Origin of the sequence: Cloacibacillus porcorum, assembly GCF_001701045.1 — a bacterium.
Lineage (GTDB): Bacteria > Synergistota > Synergistia > Synergistales > Synergistaceae > Cloacibacillus > Cloacibacillus porcorum.
Genome location: NZ_CP016757.1, coordinates 2,528,117 through 2,545,501 on the forward strand (window position 1 = coordinate 2,528,117; position 17,385 = coordinate 2,545,501).

The following is a 17,385-nucleotide window of genomic DNA, read 5'->3' on the forward strand; positions in this document are numbered from 1 at the left end:
GCCAGCCCTTCCCCGGGAATCAAAGTAAATACTTGCGAAGCCGCGGCCTAAGACCGCGGCCTCCGGGCGCTCTTTACTTGCCGGGGCGCATTGTTTCTTTGAACTTCTTTATCGTGCCTTCCTTCTCGGAGCTCATGTTCTGGAAGTCAAGCTTGATCGCGTTGACGACCGCTTCATGCGGCTTCGGAAGGGGGCTGTCCTTGGGCATTACGACGTCGTTCCTGACGGGCAGCGTGTAGTTGTTGGCAATGATCTGCTGGCCTTCCTTCGAGAGGAGGAAGTCGATGAATTTCTGCGCCGCGGAGAGGTTTTTCGTACCCTTGATGATCGCTACGGGGCTCGGAAGCACGATCGTCTCTTTCGGATAGGCCATCGCGAGCGTCGCGCCCTTCTTTATCTTCGCCATCGTAATATAGTCGACGCCAATGCAGGCCACGAGGTCGCCCATCGCCGTGTCGTCGATGACCTGACCCGAGCCCTTGCCGAGGATGCCGCCGTTCTTCTGGACATCTTCAAAATACTTCCAGCCATAGAGCTTCACGAGCGCCGCTACGCTTCCGTAGGCGGTGCCGGAAAGGGCTGGGTCGGCTACGCCGAAGGCATCCTGATAATCCTTGCCAAGGACGTCTTTCCAGTTTTTGGGAGCCGTTTTGATGAAACGTGTGTTATAGACTATGCCGAGTGTTCCGTTGCGGACGGGGGTGAAATATCCTTCTGGTTCTTTGACGGGGCTTTCGACATACTTGAGGTTGGGCGACTTATAGGGCTGAAGCACACCCTCCTTCTTGAGCTGGTAGAAGTCGGGGACTTCGCTGTGCCAGAGGACGTCGACGACGAGCTTGCCTGATTCTCGCTCGGCGGCGATCTTGGCCATCAGCTTGCCGGCGCCCGCGACATAGGCGTCGAACTCTATATCGGGGTTCTTTTTAAGGAATTCATCCTTCAAAGCTCCGATGAGGGAGTCCTTCATCGACGTGTAGACGGTGAGCTTTTCTCCAGCCATTGCCGCGCTTGAAACAAAAATCATAGAGACCAGAAGTGCTGCCGCAAAAAATTTTTTCACGATGTTACCTCCTTGAATTTGTCCGGAGGATCCCTCCTCCGTATTTCTTAAATTCCGCCCGCCGCATCCGTTGACGGGACGAGGCGGACAGAAATTAATTCTTTATTGATATGAAGATATAACATAAACACATAATGTAACGTACCAAAGCTAAAGACGAATCGTTACATAATTAACTTGCTTTTTTCAGATGTAAATTATATACCTAGAAAGGGAAAAATAAAAATAGAAAGATTTTAATATTTTACAATTGCCGAATAGTTAAATGTAAAATTATTATTCAAATGATATCCAATTCATGAATAAACTTACGTAATATAAAGCGGAAGGAGCTTTCTTAAGATTTCCTTAACACTCTCTTCCGCCATGTTTTCACCGTTACCGTTTATTTTTAAGTTTGTCCAGGCTCAGCTGGCAGGCTTCGACGACATGCTTCGCCAGCACCGCCGTGGTGACGCGGCCGATCCCTCCCGGCACCGGGGTGATCGCCTTCACACGGCCCTCCGCGGCGCCGTAGTCCACATCGCCGCAGAGGTTTCCCTCTTCGTCAAGGTTGATCCCGATGTCCACAATCACCTGTTTCGGCGAGAGGTAATCCGCGCCGAGCAGCTTCGCCTTTCCGATGGCGACGACGAGGATGTCTGCCTCGCGGCAGATCTTCGCAAGCTCTGTCGTCCGCGTGTGACAGGTAGTGACCGTCGCGTTGCGCCGCAGCAGCATCATCGCGACCGGCTTGCCGACGACGAAGCTGCGACCGACGACGACGGCGCGCCTGCCCTCGATCTGGATGTTATAGTGGTCGAGCATGTCGATGCAGGCCTCCGCCGTACAGGGGGCAAAGCCGATCTTTTTATCGGAGTAGAGCCCGGCCATCGAATATTCCGTGATGCCGTCGATGTCCTTCTCGGGCGCGAGGGCGCGGCAGACGGCGCGGTCGTCTATGTGCGCGGGCAGCGGGCGCAGGATCAACACGCCGTGAACGGAGATATCGGCGTTTATCGAATGAACCAGCCCTATGATCTTCTCCTGTGTGACCGACTCTTCAAAATGAAATTTCTTTACGCCGACCCCCGCCGCCTCGCAGCACTTGACGGCGCTGCGCTCGTAGGTGATGTCGTCATTGTTCTCTCCCACCCTGATTATCGCGAGCGTCGGCTCCGCGCCCAGCGCGCGCAGCTCTTCGCTCCTGCTTTTCAAATGAAGGTTCAGAGAGTCCACAACAGGCTTTCCCTTTAGAATATCTGTCATTTACCTATTCCCATCTTTCATTAAAGTAAAACAATAATATGCGTCATATTTTAACATATAGCCTCTAATCTTCGCCAAATAGCGCCGTATCCACACTGACGCGAAAATTCTCGCCAGGCAGCACATCATGGATATTACAGCGTTTCAGCGTCTCCATCACCTTCGGATGGACTCCGCAGACAATCACAGAGGTCCCGGCAAGCTGCCGTTCCCTGATGATGCCGATCAGCGTCGACGCACCGACAAAGTCTATCAGCGGCACGCCGCGCAGCGATATTATCACCTTGTCGCAGTGCGGCAGCTCACGAAAACTCTTCACAAGCTTGTCGTCGTTGGAGAAAAAGACGACACCGGTGACATAGGCAATATAGGCGACTCCGTGCATCGCCTCCACATCTTCGTCGCGTCCGTGCAGTTTGCTGTTGAGAACTTTCGAGAAATATATGTTTATCTCCGCCGCCTTGAGGATGAAAACGATCATCGCGAACTCTATCCCGATCACGATCGCCACCGTGAGGTCAAAGACCACCGTACATACCATCGTGATAAGAAACTGCATGACCGCGCTCTTGAAACCGCTGGAGAATATCCTTCTTATCGCGTGCCATTCGTTCATGCGCCAGGCCGTCACCATCAGTACTCCAGAGAGCGCCGACAGCGGCAGCGCCGACATCACGGGGCTGAGAAAGAACATCGAAGCAAGTAGCCCCACCCCGTGAAATATCCCCGTGAGCCTCGTCTGGCAGCCTGACTTTATCGCAACGCTGGTACGCGCGATCGCCGCCGTCGCCGGTACTCCTCCCAGCAGAGGGATGATCATGTTGCCGATACCCTGCGATATGAGCTCCTGGTTGGCGTCAAATTTGCCGCCCGTTATCTGCTGGCCGCTCGCGCCGCACAGCAGGCTCTCGATCATCCCCAGCGCGGCAATCGTAATTGCCGGAGAGATCATCGCAGGAAGCCGGAAAAAATCTATGCCCGAAAATGACAGACGCGCGTCGGAGACAAGCGAACGCGGAATGGCCCCGACGGTGGGAACATCGAAACCACACACTGCGCTGATAATCGCAGCTATCGCAATGGCGGCAAGCGAGGAGGGGAGCTTTTCCGCAAGCTTTTTGGGCCAGAAGACCATCACCCCAATGACGATAAACGCTATGAGGAGCGCGGCGTAATTTATCTCGAAACCAAGCGTGTAGTAGGAGACAAGGCGCTCCAGCGCCGTCTCACCCCTCGACACTGTGCCGAACATGTTATCTATCTGCCCCAGCGCAATTATCACGGCGATTCCGGATGTAAATCCAGTGATTACAGGCGCAGGGATCAGAGAGATGAATTTTCCCAGCTTAAAGATGCCAAGCAGCAAAAGGATGAGGCCGGCCATAAAGCTGACGGCAAAAAGACCGTCTATGCCATAGCGCGCGACGACGATGGCAAGCACCGCCGACATCGCACCAGTAGGACCGGATATCTGGAAGGAGGCTCCGGAAAAGAGGCTCATCACCATCCCACCGATTATCGCGGTGATGAGCCCCGCCGCGGCATCCGCGCCGCTCCCCACGCCAAAGGCCAGCGCCAGCGGCAGCGCGACGGCGGCGACCGTCATTCCCGCACTGAAGTCTTTGGCTAATCTGTCGGCGTTGTAGCCACGAAACTCATTCCGAAGTATCTGAACGTAATTATCAAACATAAAATACCGTCCTCCTGCAAGTAGCATCTTATAAAAAACACATTTGTCTATGATACGGAAAAGTATTCATTTTATCAATATTTTAATAAATTAAAGAAAAATATAACTATGGCCAGCGGCGGTTCCGTCAGAAACGGTAAAACCCTCCGTTCACCATCACAGGCGGTAAGAGGTATAATTTATCAGGAAAATCAAGTGCAGGAGGTTTTTTTATGGCACATAACCACACTCATGGGTCGCCCTACTCCCGCCTCGCGGAGAGGCTCAACCGATTCCCGCAGGGCGCGCCGGAATCGAAGCTGCTTTTTGATATATTGAAAATTCTGATGACGGAGAGGGAGGCGGGGCTGATGGCCCAGCTTCCGATAAAGCCCTTCAGCGCCCATCAGGCGGCGGAGATATGGAAACTTTCGGACTGCGAGGCGCAGAAAGCGCTTGACGAACTGGCCCGCCGCGCCATCATCGTCGACATCGAACAGGACGGCAGGCAGGTCTACGCCGTGCCGCCGCCGATGGCCGGATTCTTTGAGTTCTCTCTGATGCGCGTGCGCGATGATATCGACCAGAAGACCCTCAGCGAACTTTTTTACCAATACATCACCGTCGAGGAGGACTTCATGCGCGACCTCGTCTGCGGCGGCGACATCCAGATGGGGCGTATCTTCCCGCAGGAGCCGCAGATACCCGACGAGTACGCGCTGCACGTGCTCGATTACGAACGCGCGACAAATGTCATCGACACCGCCTCGCACATCGGCATCAGCATGTGCTACTGCCGCCATAAGGCGCTGCACGCCGGCACGGTCTGCGACGCGCCGATGGACATTTGCATGACCTTCAACACCACGGCGGCGACGCTGATCAAGCACGGCCACGCGCGCCAGGTGGAGGCCGCGGAGTGCCGCGACCTGCTCGCGCAGGCCTACGACCACAACCTCGTGCAGTTCGGGGAGAATGTGCGCCGCCGTGTCAACTTCATCTGCAACTGCTGCTCCTGCTGCTGCGAGGCGCTGCTCGCGATCAAGCGTTTCGGCGTCGCGCAGACGATCTGCTCGAATTACATCTCCAGAATCGAAGAGTCCAAATGCGTCGGCTGCGGCAAATGTGAAAAAATATGCCCCGTCAACGCCATTGAGATGACGGAGGATAAAAACGCCGCCTGTTCGTCCTCCGAGGGGGCGGCGCGCGAAAACGGCGTGAAAAGGGCGCGCGTCATCCCCGAACGCTGTATCGGCTGCGGCGTCTGCATCAAGCACTGCCCGACGAAGGCGCTACAGCTCGAACCGCGTCCCAACCGCATGATAACGCCGCTCGACACGACCCACAAAGTCGTCGCGATGGCGACGGAACGCGGCAAGCTGCAGGAGCTGATCTTCGACAACAAGGTCCTTTTCAGCCACCGTCTGCTCGGCGGCGTCCTCGGCGCGATCCTCAAACTGCCCGGTCTCCAGCGCTCCTTCGCGCAGGCCCAGCTCAAGTCCAGATACCTTGAGACGCTGATCTCGCGGGCAGCTGGTGAAGAGCCCCCCTCCGACAGATAGCGCGTAATGAAATACCGTATCGGGCAGATATCAAAGCTCCTCGGACTCTCCGCCGAGGGTATCCGCATGTACGAACGGGACGGGATCTTAAAATCCCATCGCGAGGGTACGGGCGGATACCGTTATTACGAACGGCCGGATATCGTCTCCCTGATACTGGCGAAGGACTATCGCGGATATGGGTTTTCCGTTTCGGAGGCGGAAAGCCTGATCAACACCGACGACCTTGATTTTGTGAAGAAAAGCTTTGCGAGGCGCGGGGCTGAGCTTCGCAAAGAGATCCTTCATAAGAGGCAAATACTGACATGTCTGCATGAAAGGGAGGCCTTGCTGAAAAAGGAGACGCGGCGGCTGGGGCTGGTGCGCCTGGCGGAGAGGCCGGCCTTTTACCTGCTGGAGTATATGCTGGACGACGAGCTGATACTGCGCCCAGAGCAATATGAGACCTTCCGGCGCTGGATTGCCATGACGCCATTCGTCTTTCCCTCCCTGCGCTGCGACTGGACGGCCCTGTCGCGGGGAGAAAAAACTTTCACCGCCGCTCTGGGGCTCATGGAACGGGATATAAAACGCCTCGGAGCGGAGGAGCTGGCGGCGGCGGGGCGCTATTACCCCCCGGCTCCCTGTCTCTGCACCGTGGTCCGCGCAGTCGGCCACCGCTCCTCCGGTGACGATTATTTCGCGCATCTGCGCGGCTATGTAATGAAAAAGGCGCTCCGCGTGGCAGGCGACCCGGTCTCCCGCACCATCCTCTCCATGAACAGACAGGCGGAGAATATCAGGTACAGGCAGATATGGCTGCCGGTCCGCGCCGCCGCTTGACCTTACAGCACGTGTAGGGTTTAACCTCGTGTAAAAGGGGGCGTACGATGGAACGCTGCGGAACTGTCGCCGGGCTCTTCGTCCGGTTTATGAAATTAGGCTGTTTCACCTTCGGCGGCGGACTGAGCATCGTCGCGCAGATGCACAGGCTCTTTGTTGAAGAGGAGGAGAGAATCTCCAGCGAGGAGCTTCTGGACATTACCGGCGTCGCGCGCAGCCTGCCGGGCGCCTTCGTGGGAAATGTGGCCTTTCTCTACGGCTACCGCGAGGCCGGTATTCCCGGCGGGGTCGCCTCGCTGCTGGGAATGGTGATACCGCCGCTGCTCCTGCTTGCCGTGATCACGCATTTCCACTCCGCCTTTAAAAACAGCCGGCTGGTGACCGCCGCCATGACCGGCATCCGCGCCGCCGTCGTCCCCATTATCGCCGTCGGCGCGCTCAATTTGACGCGCGGCGCCTTTCCCCGCCCTCTCTGCTTCGCGCTGGCGGGCGCCGCCTTTCTGCTTTATTTCGTCTTTAACGTAAGCTGCGTCTGGATCGTCATTCTCGGCGCCGCGGCCGGCATCGCCATCGGAGTATGTTCTGAAAAGAGTGGAGGCGGCGCGCGTGGTGCTGATTGAGCTCTTCTGGAGCTTTGTAAAGATCGGCTTCACCAGCTTCGGCGGGCTCTCCATGATCCCTTTGATCAACGCGGAGATGATCTCACACGGATGGATGACAGCGGGCGAGGTCTCGGACATCATCGCGATCGCCGAAATGACTCCGGGCCCGCTCGGCCCCAACTGCGCGACCTTCGCCGGCATCAAGGCTGCCGGTATCGCCGGCGCGGTGGCAGCCAACCTCGGCGTTCTCTCGCCGACGCTGACGCTCACCGCCGCCGCGGCCCTCTTTTTCGACCGCGTCAAGCAAAACCGCCGCATGACGCAGATAATGACCGGCGTCCGTCCGGCCTGCGTCGGTATGATCGCGGGGGTGACGCTGTCGCTCGGCATAACAAATTATGCCGCCGATAATTTTGTGGACCTGCCGCTGGTCGCAATCGGCCTGCTGGATCTGGTACTGCTGCTCAGGTGGCGCGTCAGCGTGCCGAAGGTGATCGTCCTCAGCGCGGCGCTGGGGCTGCTCTGCTTCGGGATACAATGATGCCGGCCTCCGCGCCTTAAGCGGAATAGGCCGGCATCCAGCGGTTTTACTCTTTCAGTTTTTACAGACGGCTTTCAGTCGTTGGCGATCTGAGCCAGTTTTTCCCATACCGGCGGCATAGTCTGCGCCACCTCTTTGTAAATAGCGAACAGCTGGTCGTATTTGGCGTGATTGCCCGGATCGGGCTTGTATGTCCGCTTCATGCGGATACATCTCCCGGCGGCCTCCAGCTCGTTCGCGAAGGCTCCGACGCCGACGCCCGCCAGCAGCGCGCCGCCGAAGGAAGATTCGGCGTTCGCGGGCTGTTTGACCTCCAGGCCGAATACGTCGCAGACGATCTGGCTCCAAAGCGGGCTCTTAGCCCCTCCGCCGATCACGACGATATCCTCCATCTTGTCAGTGAAGTCTTTCAAAACCTGCAGGCAGTCATAGAGGCTGAAGGCCACGCCCTCAAGCAGCGCGCGCGCAAAGTGGCCCTTGTTATGCACCATGCTGACGCCGAAGAAATCCCCGCGCGCGTTGGGATTGAAGTAGGGACAGCGCTCTCCGAGAAGATAGGGGTGGAAGATCAGCCCGCGCGCGCCAAGCTCCGCGCCTGCGGCCTGTTCGTCCATGAGAAGGTAGACGTCCCGGCCTTCCCGTTCGCAGAGCTCCTTTTCCGCGGGATATAGCGCGTCGCGCATCCAGCGGTAGGCGGAGGCGCAGCTGTTGGTCGCCGTGACCGTATACCATTTACCCTCCACCGAGTAGGGATAGGTGAATGATTTTTCGTGGGGAACGGCCTTGTCGGTGATTAGGTTGACGTTGCCCGCGGTGGCGAGTTTGACGACGATCTGACCGGCCGTTACGGCGCCGGCGCTGAAATCCTCGGCCGCCGTATCGGAGCATCCGGCGATAACGGGCAGCCCCTCCGGCAGTCCGGTAAGCGCGGCGATTTCGGCGCGTACCCTGCCGACGACCTCCTTGGAGCGGCGCACGTCGGGCAGCACCGCCAGCGGCAGGTCGATCATCCGGCATATTTCGGGGGACCAGCAGTTCTTCCTCGCGTCGAAGAGCAGGCTTCCCTGAGCGTCGACCACGTCGGTGCAGAAATCACCCGTTATATATGAGCGGATATAGTCTTTGGTAAACATCAGGCGATCGATCTTAGCGTAGTTTTCCGGTTCGTGCTCTTTTAGCCACATCAGCTGCGGCAGCGTCCAGGTGGGCGTCGGCATCTGCATGCCTATGCGGAATATATCGTCGCCGTAATTTTCATTCAGGCGGCGGCACTGGTCTCCGCTCCGCTGGTCGTTCCACATGATGCAGGGACGGATCACGCGCGAGTCTTTGTCAAGCAGCACCGCGTTGTGCGTCGAGGCCGTCACCGCGAGAGCGAGCACGCCTCCAAAGCCGTCCTTCATCTGCTCCCCGCAGGAGCGCACCGTTTTCACGAAGGCGTCGAGCCACATCGCGGGCTCCTGCTCTGACCATCCCGGTTTCAGATGCTGCGACGGATATTCTTCAAAGGCCGAGGCACAGATATTGCCGTCGAGATCAATGACCATCGCCTTGCAGCCGCCGGTGCCAAAGTCCACGCCAAAAAGCTTTTCCATTATAAGGGTCCCTCCATTTTAGGCGCACTGCCCTGCTATGCGCGCCGGAGGGCGGCAGAGCCGTACGCTAATACTTTTTTACTACAAGCGCCTTTTCCAGCGCCTCAAAATTCTGGATCGCGCTCTCTCCCAGCTTCAGCGAAACGCCGGTATAGAGAGTATCGATGATCGTGAGTTCCGCCATCCGCGACGCTATCGCGTAGGTCCGGTATCTCGTCTCCTGCGAGTGGGTATAGAGACGGATGTCGGCCAGCTTCGAAACCGGCGATATCCCATTGCTCGTGAGCGATATGACTGTCGCCCCGTTTTCTTTCACAAACCGGATCGCGTCGGCCACGTCACGGGAGCTGCCGGAATGGGAGATCGCCATCACGACATCCTCTTTACCCAGGGAGGCCATAGCGATCATCTGCATATGGTCGTCGGTGTAGGCGCTCACGTTGAGGCCGATCCGCAAAAACTTATGCTGCGCGTCCATCGCGATCGCGCCGGAGTTGCCGTTGCCGATGACGACTATCCGCCGCGCGCGGCAAAGCACCTCTATGCACCTCGCCACCGCGGAAGCGTCCAGCGCCCTCTGCGTCATCGTCATCGTCTGGATGGCGCTGGAAAATATCTTGTCGATGATCACCTCCGCCGAGGAGTCGGCGTTCAGGTCCTCGTGGATCTTTTCCTGCGGCGAGACCAGCTCGCGCGCGACTCCCACCTTCAGGGCCTGAAACCCCGAATATCCCAGCTTCGTACATACCCTGGTGACGGTGGCCTCGCTGGTCCCCGCCAGCTCCGCCAGCTCGGTGATCGAGGCGTAGATTAGTTTTTCCTGGTTGTCCGCCATGTACTCGACCGTCTTCCGCTCTTTTTTGGAAAGGGAATCCAGCTTTTCCTGTACCCGGCTGTAAAAAGCGCCGCTAGTAGATTTTTCTCTCATGTCCGTTAGCTCCGTTTTCTATGCTATGTATTTATCGTCCGTTATCCCAATTTTACATATTTGAAGATTCAGGAGCAAACTAAATTTACCTCGGCGCGGCATTAAATCTATAAAAGATCCTCCACATGCCCGGGCTGGCCGGGAATTGTGAGCATTTCCAGCGCCTTTTCCACATAGCGGCGGCGGCAGGCCTTTTCGTCCGCCGGGCTGAGATTGGGGTTGCCGACGGGGCAGGTGATGGCAAAACCGCGCAGTATACGCGAAGCGCCCACAGAACCGGCGATATCGACCACGGCGCAGATCTGCGTCACCGGGATGCCAACACGCTCTATCTCTTTGACAATCGTTGACCCGCAACGAGTGCTCGTGCCTCAGGTGGAGGTGAGGATAGCGGCGTTGACACCCTTATTCAGCAGCTCGGCGGCGATCTGCCGCCCAATATCCTGCGAGGCGGCTACCGAGGCGCAGTTTCCCGTCGCCACGCAGACCTCCGGCTCCAGCGCTCCGAGCCTTCCCGCCGAGACCTCTTCGCGCAGCACGTCCACGGGAAAGAGACGGCAGGGATCTTCGAGCACCCAGGTGCCGTCATAGCCGCTGTGGATGACGAAATGCGGCTCCGCCACGAGCCTGTCCCAGTCGTAATGGCCCCAGGTGGTGCTGCCGTTGGGTTTCAGCTTGTCGGGATTTTGTTCGGGGATAAGGCCTCCGTCGGAGACAAGGGCCAATTTGACCCCGCTCAGATCGGTTACCGGCGGCGCCGGCTCCACGTTATCGAAATTCGGAGGCAGCAGCTCGCTGACAAAGGGCTCCCCTTTTATCTTTTTCATCAGCATATCGATGGCGCGCACGGCGGCATTGTCCGGCTGTTCCTCGTTGAGGATCACGTCGCGGATCATATACCCCTCGGCGGCGGCGCTGCCGATATGCTCCCCCGTCAGCAGCCGCAGCCCGATACCGGCCATCACGGGGGCGACATTGCGCAGCTGCGAGGACATTATGCCGGTCTTTACGATGTAGGTATCCTTGCGGTAAAGCTCGACGGCGGGGTTCTCCGGGAACATGCCGGTGACCGTGGGGATATGAAGCTCGCGGGCCACCGCCGAAGCCATGCAGCCGCAGCTGATGCCGTAACGCCCGGCGTTAAAGGCGGGCCCCGCGATAAACAGGTCCGGCTTCAGCGCGCGTACCAGCGCCAGCCCCTCGGCCGCGCCGCGCTCCGTGTCCTCCGCAAAATAGTTGTCGCCGCAGATTACCGTTCCCACCACCTCGCAGCGCTCCCGCAAAAGTTCCTGGAAGAGTCTCGCGGGGCCGACGGCCTCATGCTTGACGCTGAAACCGACGTGGGCCATCTCTTCGCCGCCGATCTGTCCGAAGAATTGATTTATGTAGCAGACTACCCGCCATTTTTTTTGTTCCATAACGCAGCGCCTCCTCTAGTAATCCACAGCCATCCCGTAGGAAAAACCTACCTGGCTCATCAGCCCCACCTGTTTCATATAGGTTGAGCGGACCCGCCCCTTCGCTGGGTCCCCGGTCGCTATCTTGTGACCGCCGATGACGCCGTCGTCGCCGCTCAGATAAAGAGCATCTTCCGGGCCGCCCAGCAAAGTCTCGACCGCAGGCAGTGAGAAGTTGTGATAATAGGTGCCGGAACATACGATCGAATTGACGTTATGGTCGCTGATCATACATTCGACGCCGAGATTGCTCTTCCCGTTGAGTATCTGAATGATGGGAACGGCCTTGATGCCGAGCTTTTCCGCTTCGCTAGCGATCGCCCCCACGCACAGGGTCGAGGCGCCGCCGACCCCCTTGGTGATGATGGCACCGTCTGCGTGAAATACCTCTTTGAGCAGGCTGGCCGCCATCTTTGAGACCAGATTGCGGTGCTTGGCCTCCACCGATGTGACGGTGATCACCACGCCCGCGAAATTCAGCTCTTTGCCGTGACGCCGCATCAGCTCGATGATGACTGGATGGTTCTGTATCTCATAGGTCGTGACGCAGCGGAAACCGCCGCAGGGTGAGATCGCCCCGTCAAGCACCTCCGTGGGCTGCATGATCAGCGGCAGCGTATCAGGAACTGCGTTGCCGTAGAGCATCGGCTCCCGGTAATTTTGCGTATCGTACTGCTTTGAATAGATCTGATAGACATAGGCGACATTGGGCAGCCCCGGATGCCGCTCACTGTTGTCGAAGGTCTCGCTGCTGTCGGCGGCCCGTTCGTGCGTCGCCTTCGCGAGCATTACGCTCGTTTTGAAACCAACGCGGCGCAGCGCCTCGCGGTACTCGCGGAAATCGGCGTCAGCCGGCGTCAGCGGTTCAATGACGAGCATGGGCATCTTCGCGTAGGGATTTATCTCCGCGCATTCGCCGCTCATATCGAACGATCCCCATTTTCTTGACCAGTACGTGTCGTTCTGGCAGAGGACGATGCCCATTCCCTCAACGGCGCGCGTCACACCGCCGCCCGCTATCTCATAGTCGTCCGTCAGTACGCCCGGCCAGTCGATATTATCCGACATCTTGCAGCGGGGCTGTACAACATCCACGACGTTGATGATACGCGTTGAGTCGCCGGGGCGGGCAATGTCGATCTTCAGGGTGTCAAAGCAGGGCTCGCCCGCGGCGAACGCCAGGATATCCTCTTTGCTGACGTAGAGCACGCCGTCGCGCAGAGAGGTAGACTCGCCGAATTGCAGATCTTTAATGTGAACCGTTTCAACCGTTAATTTCATCTGTATGAATCTCCTTTTATATTAAGCGCCCATCAGCAGATTAGGCACGAAGGTGACTATCGGCGGGAAGAACCACATCAGCAGCATTACGGTGAGGATGATGAGGACGACGGGTACCGTATAGCTGATCGCCTGCCGGAATGTCGCGCCGGCGATATTCATCGACAGGAAGAGATATAGTCCCACCGGCGGCGTCAGCGCGCCCACGACCGTGGAGATTGAGAAGAGCACGCCGAAGAGCAGCGGATCGACGCCCAGGTGCATCACGATCGGGTAGACCGTGGGCAGAATGACCGCCGTGGCCGCGAGCGTCTCCATGAAGCAGCCGATTATCAGCATCATGACGATGATGATAAACACCAGGACTGCGGGGTTGTGCGTGATCGAAAGCAGGAAATTCTCGACCATCGGAGTGACGTTCTCGCGCGCGAATATGTAGGAGTAGATGTTCGAAATACCCATGATCATCATCAGCATCGCCGACGATGAGGAGGCCCTTTTGAATATCCCCAGCATATCTTTCAGTTTCAGCGTGCGGTAGATGAAGAAGCCGCAGATCAGCGCGTAGACACAGGCTACGATGCTGGATTCCGTCGCCGTGAAGAAGCCGGTGACCACTCCCGCGAGAATGATGACCGGAGTTATCAGCGCGAAGAAGGACTTCAAAAAGGCCCGCCACACAGATCCGAGGCTGAAACGCCCGCTGCCCTGGTCGACATTGTACTTCGTCGCGTACCAGTAGCACATCACCATCAGGCAGACGCCGATCAGGATGCCGGGCATCAGGCCGCCGATAAAGAGCCTGCCCACGGAGAATCCCGTCAGCGAGGCGTAGACGATCATATTGGTGCTTGGCGGGATGATCGGCGCCAGCGCTCCGGAACCCGCGATCATCGAGGCGATGAACCCCCTGTCGTACCCCTCTTTGTTAAGCTCAGGCACCGTCAGAGTGCTGATCGCGCTCATCGTCGCCGCGCCGGATCCGGATATGCCGGCGAAGATCATATTCGCCAACACGGAGACCATCCCCATACCGCCGCGTATCTGGGCGACGCAGGCCCGGCAGAAATCAAGGATACGCGTGGAGAGGTTGGCGGCTCCCATGATCTCACCCGCCAGGATAAAGAGCGGCCCGGCCATCAGCGAAAAGGAATTCATGCCGCGAATGGCCTGCTGCACAGCCATAAAGGCGGGAATCTCGCTGCCGAACATGATCGCCAAAAGCCCGGAGAGGCCGATCGCGAAACATACCGGCACGCCCAGCACCAGAAAAATCAGCAGAGTTATCAGCGCAATGGCAATCATCTATCTTTCCCCTTCCCTGTATTGTCTTGCCAGCTTGGGAATGGCGCTGGCGTAAGAGCAGAGCATCATGACGATTCCCAGAGGAACCGCCGCGTATATGTAGGCGTAGGGAATGCGGATGGCGGCTCCCAGCGAATTGAAGCTCTTCGAGACCAGAACGATCGATCCCGGAAAAAACATAATCAGGAAGACGACGCAGATCAGCCTGCCGATGATAAACAGCACCGCGCGCGCCTTATTGTTTTTCATAAAGCTGATGACGATATCAACCGACACATGGGCGTCCGCCCTCACAGTAAGGGCCGAGCCGATAAACGTCAGGTAGATGCCGCAAAAGCGCATGGCCTCTTCGGTCCACGGCGGCGACGAATGAAGGATAAAACGGCCAAAAACCTGCAGACTGCCGAAAACCAAAATCAGGACGAACATCAGCGCGCAGAACCAGACCTGGATATTTTCGATTACTCTGTCTATTTTTATCAATGTTTTCATCTTTATTGACCTCATGCTCCGGTAAGGGCGCCCCCGCGCGGCAAACGCGCGCGGAGGCATTCCGTCTTGATCGATATGTTAATTCTTCTGCTGTAACATAAGGGGGAGGTTAACTGTTCAGCGACAGCATCTTCTTGATGAGGCCGCCCAGCTTGTAATTTTTCTCATATTTGTCGTATATCGGCTGACAGGCGTTCTTCATCCTGTCACGTTCCTTCTGCGATATATCGTTGATCTTCACTCCGGCCGCCGCCATCGCCTTTTCCGCGGCGTTATCGGAGGCCTGGCGGTTCTGCAGCTGCTTCTTCTGGCTCTCAAGCGCGCTCTTCTGGATTATATCCTGCAGGTCTTTGGGGATGGAGTCCCATTTGTCCTTATTGATAAAGACACAGTATATGGCGCCCAGGTGGCCGATCTTGGAGAGGTATTTCGCCTGTTCCTGAAGGTTCTGATTTACCAGCCCCGTGACGTCGGCTTCGACGGCGTCGGCCACGCCCTGCTGCAGGAGCGTATAGGCCTCGCTCCACGCGGAGGTGACGGTGCTCGCTCCGAGGCAGTTCCAGATATCGACGTAAAGCGGCGTTTCGGCGGTACGCATCTTAACGCCCTTAATATCCTCAAGGCGGGTTATCGGCTTCGTCTTGAGCAGGGGCTGGCGGATGCCGTTGGAATAGGTCATCAGCAGGCGGACATTGGAGTCCTTAAGCATCTTCGGAACCTCCTGCGCCACTATGCCGTCTATGAGCTTGGCCTGTGTGGCAAGGTCCTTGGTGAGGAAGGGCATATTAAATACGGCGAGCTGGGGGATGTTCAGCGCCGCGGCCCAGTCGGCGGTGTCGCAGCAGGTCATGTCAAGAGTTCCCATCGTCACCTGCTCCATCATTTCACGCGCGGAACCGAGCTGGCTGGAGGGATAAATATTGACCTTGACCTGACCGTTGGAGCGTTTCTCCACCATCGCTTTGAACTCTTCCGGGGCGATAGCCAGCGCATGGCCGGGGTTCTGGATGTGCCCGAACTCAAGGGTGACCTTCGCCTTCGCTTCGCTGACGGAGGCCAGCATACCGACAAGTAACAGAACTGACAGGACGAGAGACAGCTTCTTCATGAAAAAATTCCTCCTCATTTATTTGTTGCTGCTTTTGCTTTGTACTTTTTACCTAAAGCGTCGGCGGCCAAGATAGCCGCGTATACCCGTTCGGAGTTCACCAGAAATGGTTCCTGATGGACAAGGGGGCCGTTCGCCGTCTTCTCCGCGATCGCCGTGATCTTTTCCGGCGTCGCTTCGACGCCGAGGTCCGCCAGCGTCATGGGCAGGCCGATGGCGGCCATAAAGTTCATGACCTTATCCACGACGGAGGCATCGCTGTTTTCCAGCACAAGCTGGCAGACGATGCCAAAGGCCACCTTCTCACCGTGCAGGTACTTGTGGGTCTCAGGCAGGGCCGTGAGGCCGGAATGGATGCCGTGAGCGGTGGCAAGGCCGGTATTGAGAAAGCCGAGACCGCTGAGCAGGGTGTTCGCTTCGATGACATTTTCCAGAGCTTCGGTTACGACGCCAAGCTCAAGCGCCGCCAGCGCGTTAAGCCCGTCAGCGAAGAGGATATCCCAGCTCGCCCTGGCAATGGCCATGCCCGCCTTGCTGCGGCGATAGCCCGCACCGATATAATTGGGAGAATCCGAGCCGTCGACGGCCTGAGCTTCGAGCCAGGTTGCCAGCGCGTCGCCCATACCGGCGATAAAAAGACGGCGGGGAGATTTAGCGATTATTTCACTGTCCACAAGCACAAGGTCCGCGTTCTTTTTCACCTTGCGCGAGCCGATATATTCCCCGTCTGGGGTATAGATGACCGCGATCTCGCTCACCGGCGCATCCGTTGAGGCGGAAGAGGGCACGATGATCAGCGGCATATTCATGGCGTCGGCGCATAATTTCGCCGTATCCAAAGTCTTTCCGCCGCCGACGCCGACAAAGACACAGCCATTCTGCTCCCTGGCGATGGCGCCGATCCTGCCGATCTCCTCGTCGCAGCACTCTCCCTGGAACTTTATTGAGGTAAATTCGCCGCCGTCATAGGCTTTTTCCAGCCGCGCGTTCAGCTCCGGATACAGAAAGCCGTCGATAAGAACGCAGGCCTTTCCGTAAGGCGCGGTATACTGCGGCAGCCGGCTGAACTCGCCCGGCCCCTGCACATAACGCAAAGGACTTCCAAAGGCTCTTGTGGTGGAACTTAGCATAATCTTCGAGTAGGCCGCATAGGCAAACTCTTGCCCCCTTCATTATTTAGTTTTGAGATGGGATCGATATTTCTAAATCAAAACGACGTTTTTAAAAATAATTTTCTATAATTCAAAGGTGCTTTGACAGCATAAAACATACCATAAGCATATAAAATACATACTTATCGTCCCTTTTATTTATACACAACCCTCTTAATATAAAATATTTTCAAAAAGCATTAAACATTCACTAGTTTGATTATATTATATATGAAAATTATTTTCAATATATTTTTACGATATATTCACACATTCTTTGCCACTTTCTGTTACGCCTGTATAAAAAGGCGGAGGGCTGGCATGAAAAGCGTCAGGCGTCGCCGACGCTCAGTTATTGCACAAGGATAAAATATGTTTCGCCGGAGAGGGGCGCAGGCAGCCGCGTCCGTTATTGACGGCAAGAACCGGAAACCAGAGAACATGCCGGCGGACGCGGCAAAGAAAAGGGTGAAGGATTTAACAGATGGGAGCTGACGTCTCTGCAAGTACGGCGGACTACAGTACACTGAGGGAGACCGCCGCCAAGCTAGGGCGGGGCGG

At 57.0% G+C, this 17,385-nt stretch carries 15 protein-coding genes; 4 read left to right on the forward strand and 11 right to left on the reverse strand.

What is annotated here, in order from left to right:
• Nucleotides 1-73: 73 nt before the first annotated feature.
• The 3 genes from BED41_RS11540 to BED41_RS11550 form a co-directional block, all read right to left on the reverse strand.
• Nucleotides 74-1,063, reverse strand: a complete 990-nt coding sequence (locus BED41_RS11540; RefSeq protein ID WP_066746369.1) for an ABC transporter substrate-binding protein — start codon at nt 1,061-1,063, stop codon at nt 74-76.
• 378 nt (nt 1,064-1,441) lie between these two features.
• Nucleotides 1,442-2,311 carry a bifunctional 5,10-methylenetetrahydrofolate dehydrogenase/5,10-methenyltetrahydrofolate cyclohydrolase gene (locus tag BED41_RS11545; protein ID WP_066746372.1) on the reverse strand — a complete coding sequence of 290 codons (870 nt, stop codon included), beginning with the start codon at nt 2,309-2,311 and terminating at the stop codon, nt 1,442-1,444.
• A 64-nt stretch (nt 2,312-2,375) separates the two neighbouring features.
• Nucleotides 2,376-4,001 (reverse strand): SulP family inorganic anion transporter, encoded by a 1,626-nt coding sequence (locus BED41_RS11550; RefSeq protein ID WP_066746374.1) that lies wholly within the window; start codon nt 3,999-4,001, stop codon nt 2,376-2,378.
• 212 nt (nt 4,002-4,213) lie between these two features.
• On the opposite strand from BED41_RS11550, the gene BED41_RS11555 reads away from it, so the two are divergent.
• From BED41_RS11555 to BED41_RS11570, 4 genes are read left to right on the forward strand one after another with little or no spacing between them, the layout of a single operon-like run.
• A complete protein-coding gene (locus BED41_RS11555) occupies nt 4,214-5,542 on the forward strand; it encodes a 4Fe-4S binding protein (RefSeq protein WP_066746377.1) in 1,329 nt (442 codons plus the stop codon).
• A gap of 6 nt (nt 5,543-5,548) precedes the next feature.
• A complete protein-coding gene (locus BED41_RS11560; RefSeq protein WP_066746380.1) occupies nt 5,549-6,364 on the forward strand; it encodes a MerR family transcriptional regulator in 816 nt (271 codons plus the stop codon).
• A 47-nt stretch (nt 6,365-6,411) separates the two neighbouring features.
• Complete coding sequence (locus BED41_RS11565; RefSeq protein ID WP_066746382.1) at nt 6,412-6,984, forward strand: chromate transporter; 573 nt, start codon at nt 6,412-6,414, stop codon at nt 6,982-6,984.
• Nucleotides 6,971-7,507 carry a chromate transporter gene (locus BED41_RS11570; RefSeq protein ID WP_066746384.1) on the forward strand — a complete coding sequence of 179 codons (537 nt, stop codon included), beginning with the start codon at nt 6,971-6,973 and terminating at the stop codon, nt 7,505-7,507. Before BED41_RS11565 ends, BED41_RS11570 begins: the two co-directional genes overlap by 14 nt.
• Before the next feature lie 74 nt (nt 7,508-7,581).
• Here the strand turns inward: BED41_RS11570 and xylB are convergent, their stop codons facing one another.
• The 8 genes from xylB to BED41_RS11615 all read right to left on the reverse strand — a co-directional run bounded on the left by xylB (nt 7,582) and on the right by BED41_RS11615 (nt 16,803).
• On the reverse strand, nt 7,582-9,102 hold the full coding sequence (gene xylB, locus BED41_RS11575; RefSeq protein ID WP_066746386.1) for a xylulokinase: 1,521 nt from the start codon (nt 9,100-9,102) through the stop codon (nt 7,582-7,584).
• A gap of 67 nt (nt 9,103-9,169) precedes the next feature.
• On the reverse strand, nt 9,170-10,030 hold the full coding sequence (locus BED41_RS11580; protein WP_066746388.1) for a MurR/RpiR family transcriptional regulator: 861 nt from the start codon (nt 10,028-10,030) through the stop codon (nt 9,170-9,172).
• Between the two features lie 107 nt (nt 10,031-10,137).
• Entirely contained in the window at nt 10,138-11,448 is a 1,311-nt protein-coding gene (locus BED41_RS11590) for a glycine/betaine/sarcosine/D-proline family reductase selenoprotein B (protein WP_268217926.1), read from the reverse strand.
• Nucleotides 11,449-11,463: 15 nt separating this feature from the next.
• Nucleotides 11,464-12,768, reverse strand: a complete 1,305-nt coding sequence (locus BED41_RS11595) for a glycine/sarcosine/betaine reductase component B subunit (protein WP_066746394.1) — start codon at nt 12,766-12,768, stop codon at nt 11,464-11,466.
• A gap of 21 nt (nt 12,769-12,789) precedes the next feature.
• On the reverse strand, nt 12,790-14,073 hold the full coding sequence (locus BED41_RS11600; protein ID WP_066746397.1) for a TRAP transporter large permease: 1,284 nt from the start codon (nt 14,071-14,073) through the stop codon (nt 12,790-12,792).
• Nucleotides 14,074-14,565 carry a TRAP transporter small permease gene (locus BED41_RS11605; protein ID WP_066746400.1) on the reverse strand — a complete coding sequence of 164 codons (492 nt, stop codon included), beginning with the start codon at nt 14,563-14,565 and terminating at the stop codon, nt 14,074-14,076.
• Nucleotides 14,566-14,674: 109 nt separating this feature from the next.
• Entirely contained in the window at nt 14,675-15,673 is a 999-nt protein-coding gene (locus tag BED41_RS11610) for a TRAP transporter substrate-binding protein (protein WP_084002428.1), read from the reverse strand.
• Nucleotides 15,674-15,687: 14 nt separating this feature from the next.
• Nucleotides 15,688-16,803, reverse strand: coding sequence for a glycerol dehydrogenase (locus tag BED41_RS11615; RefSeq protein WP_066746403.1), 1,116 nt, complete (start codon nt 16,801-16,803; stop codon nt 15,688-15,690).
• Nucleotides 16,804-17,385 lie beyond the last annotated feature (582 nt).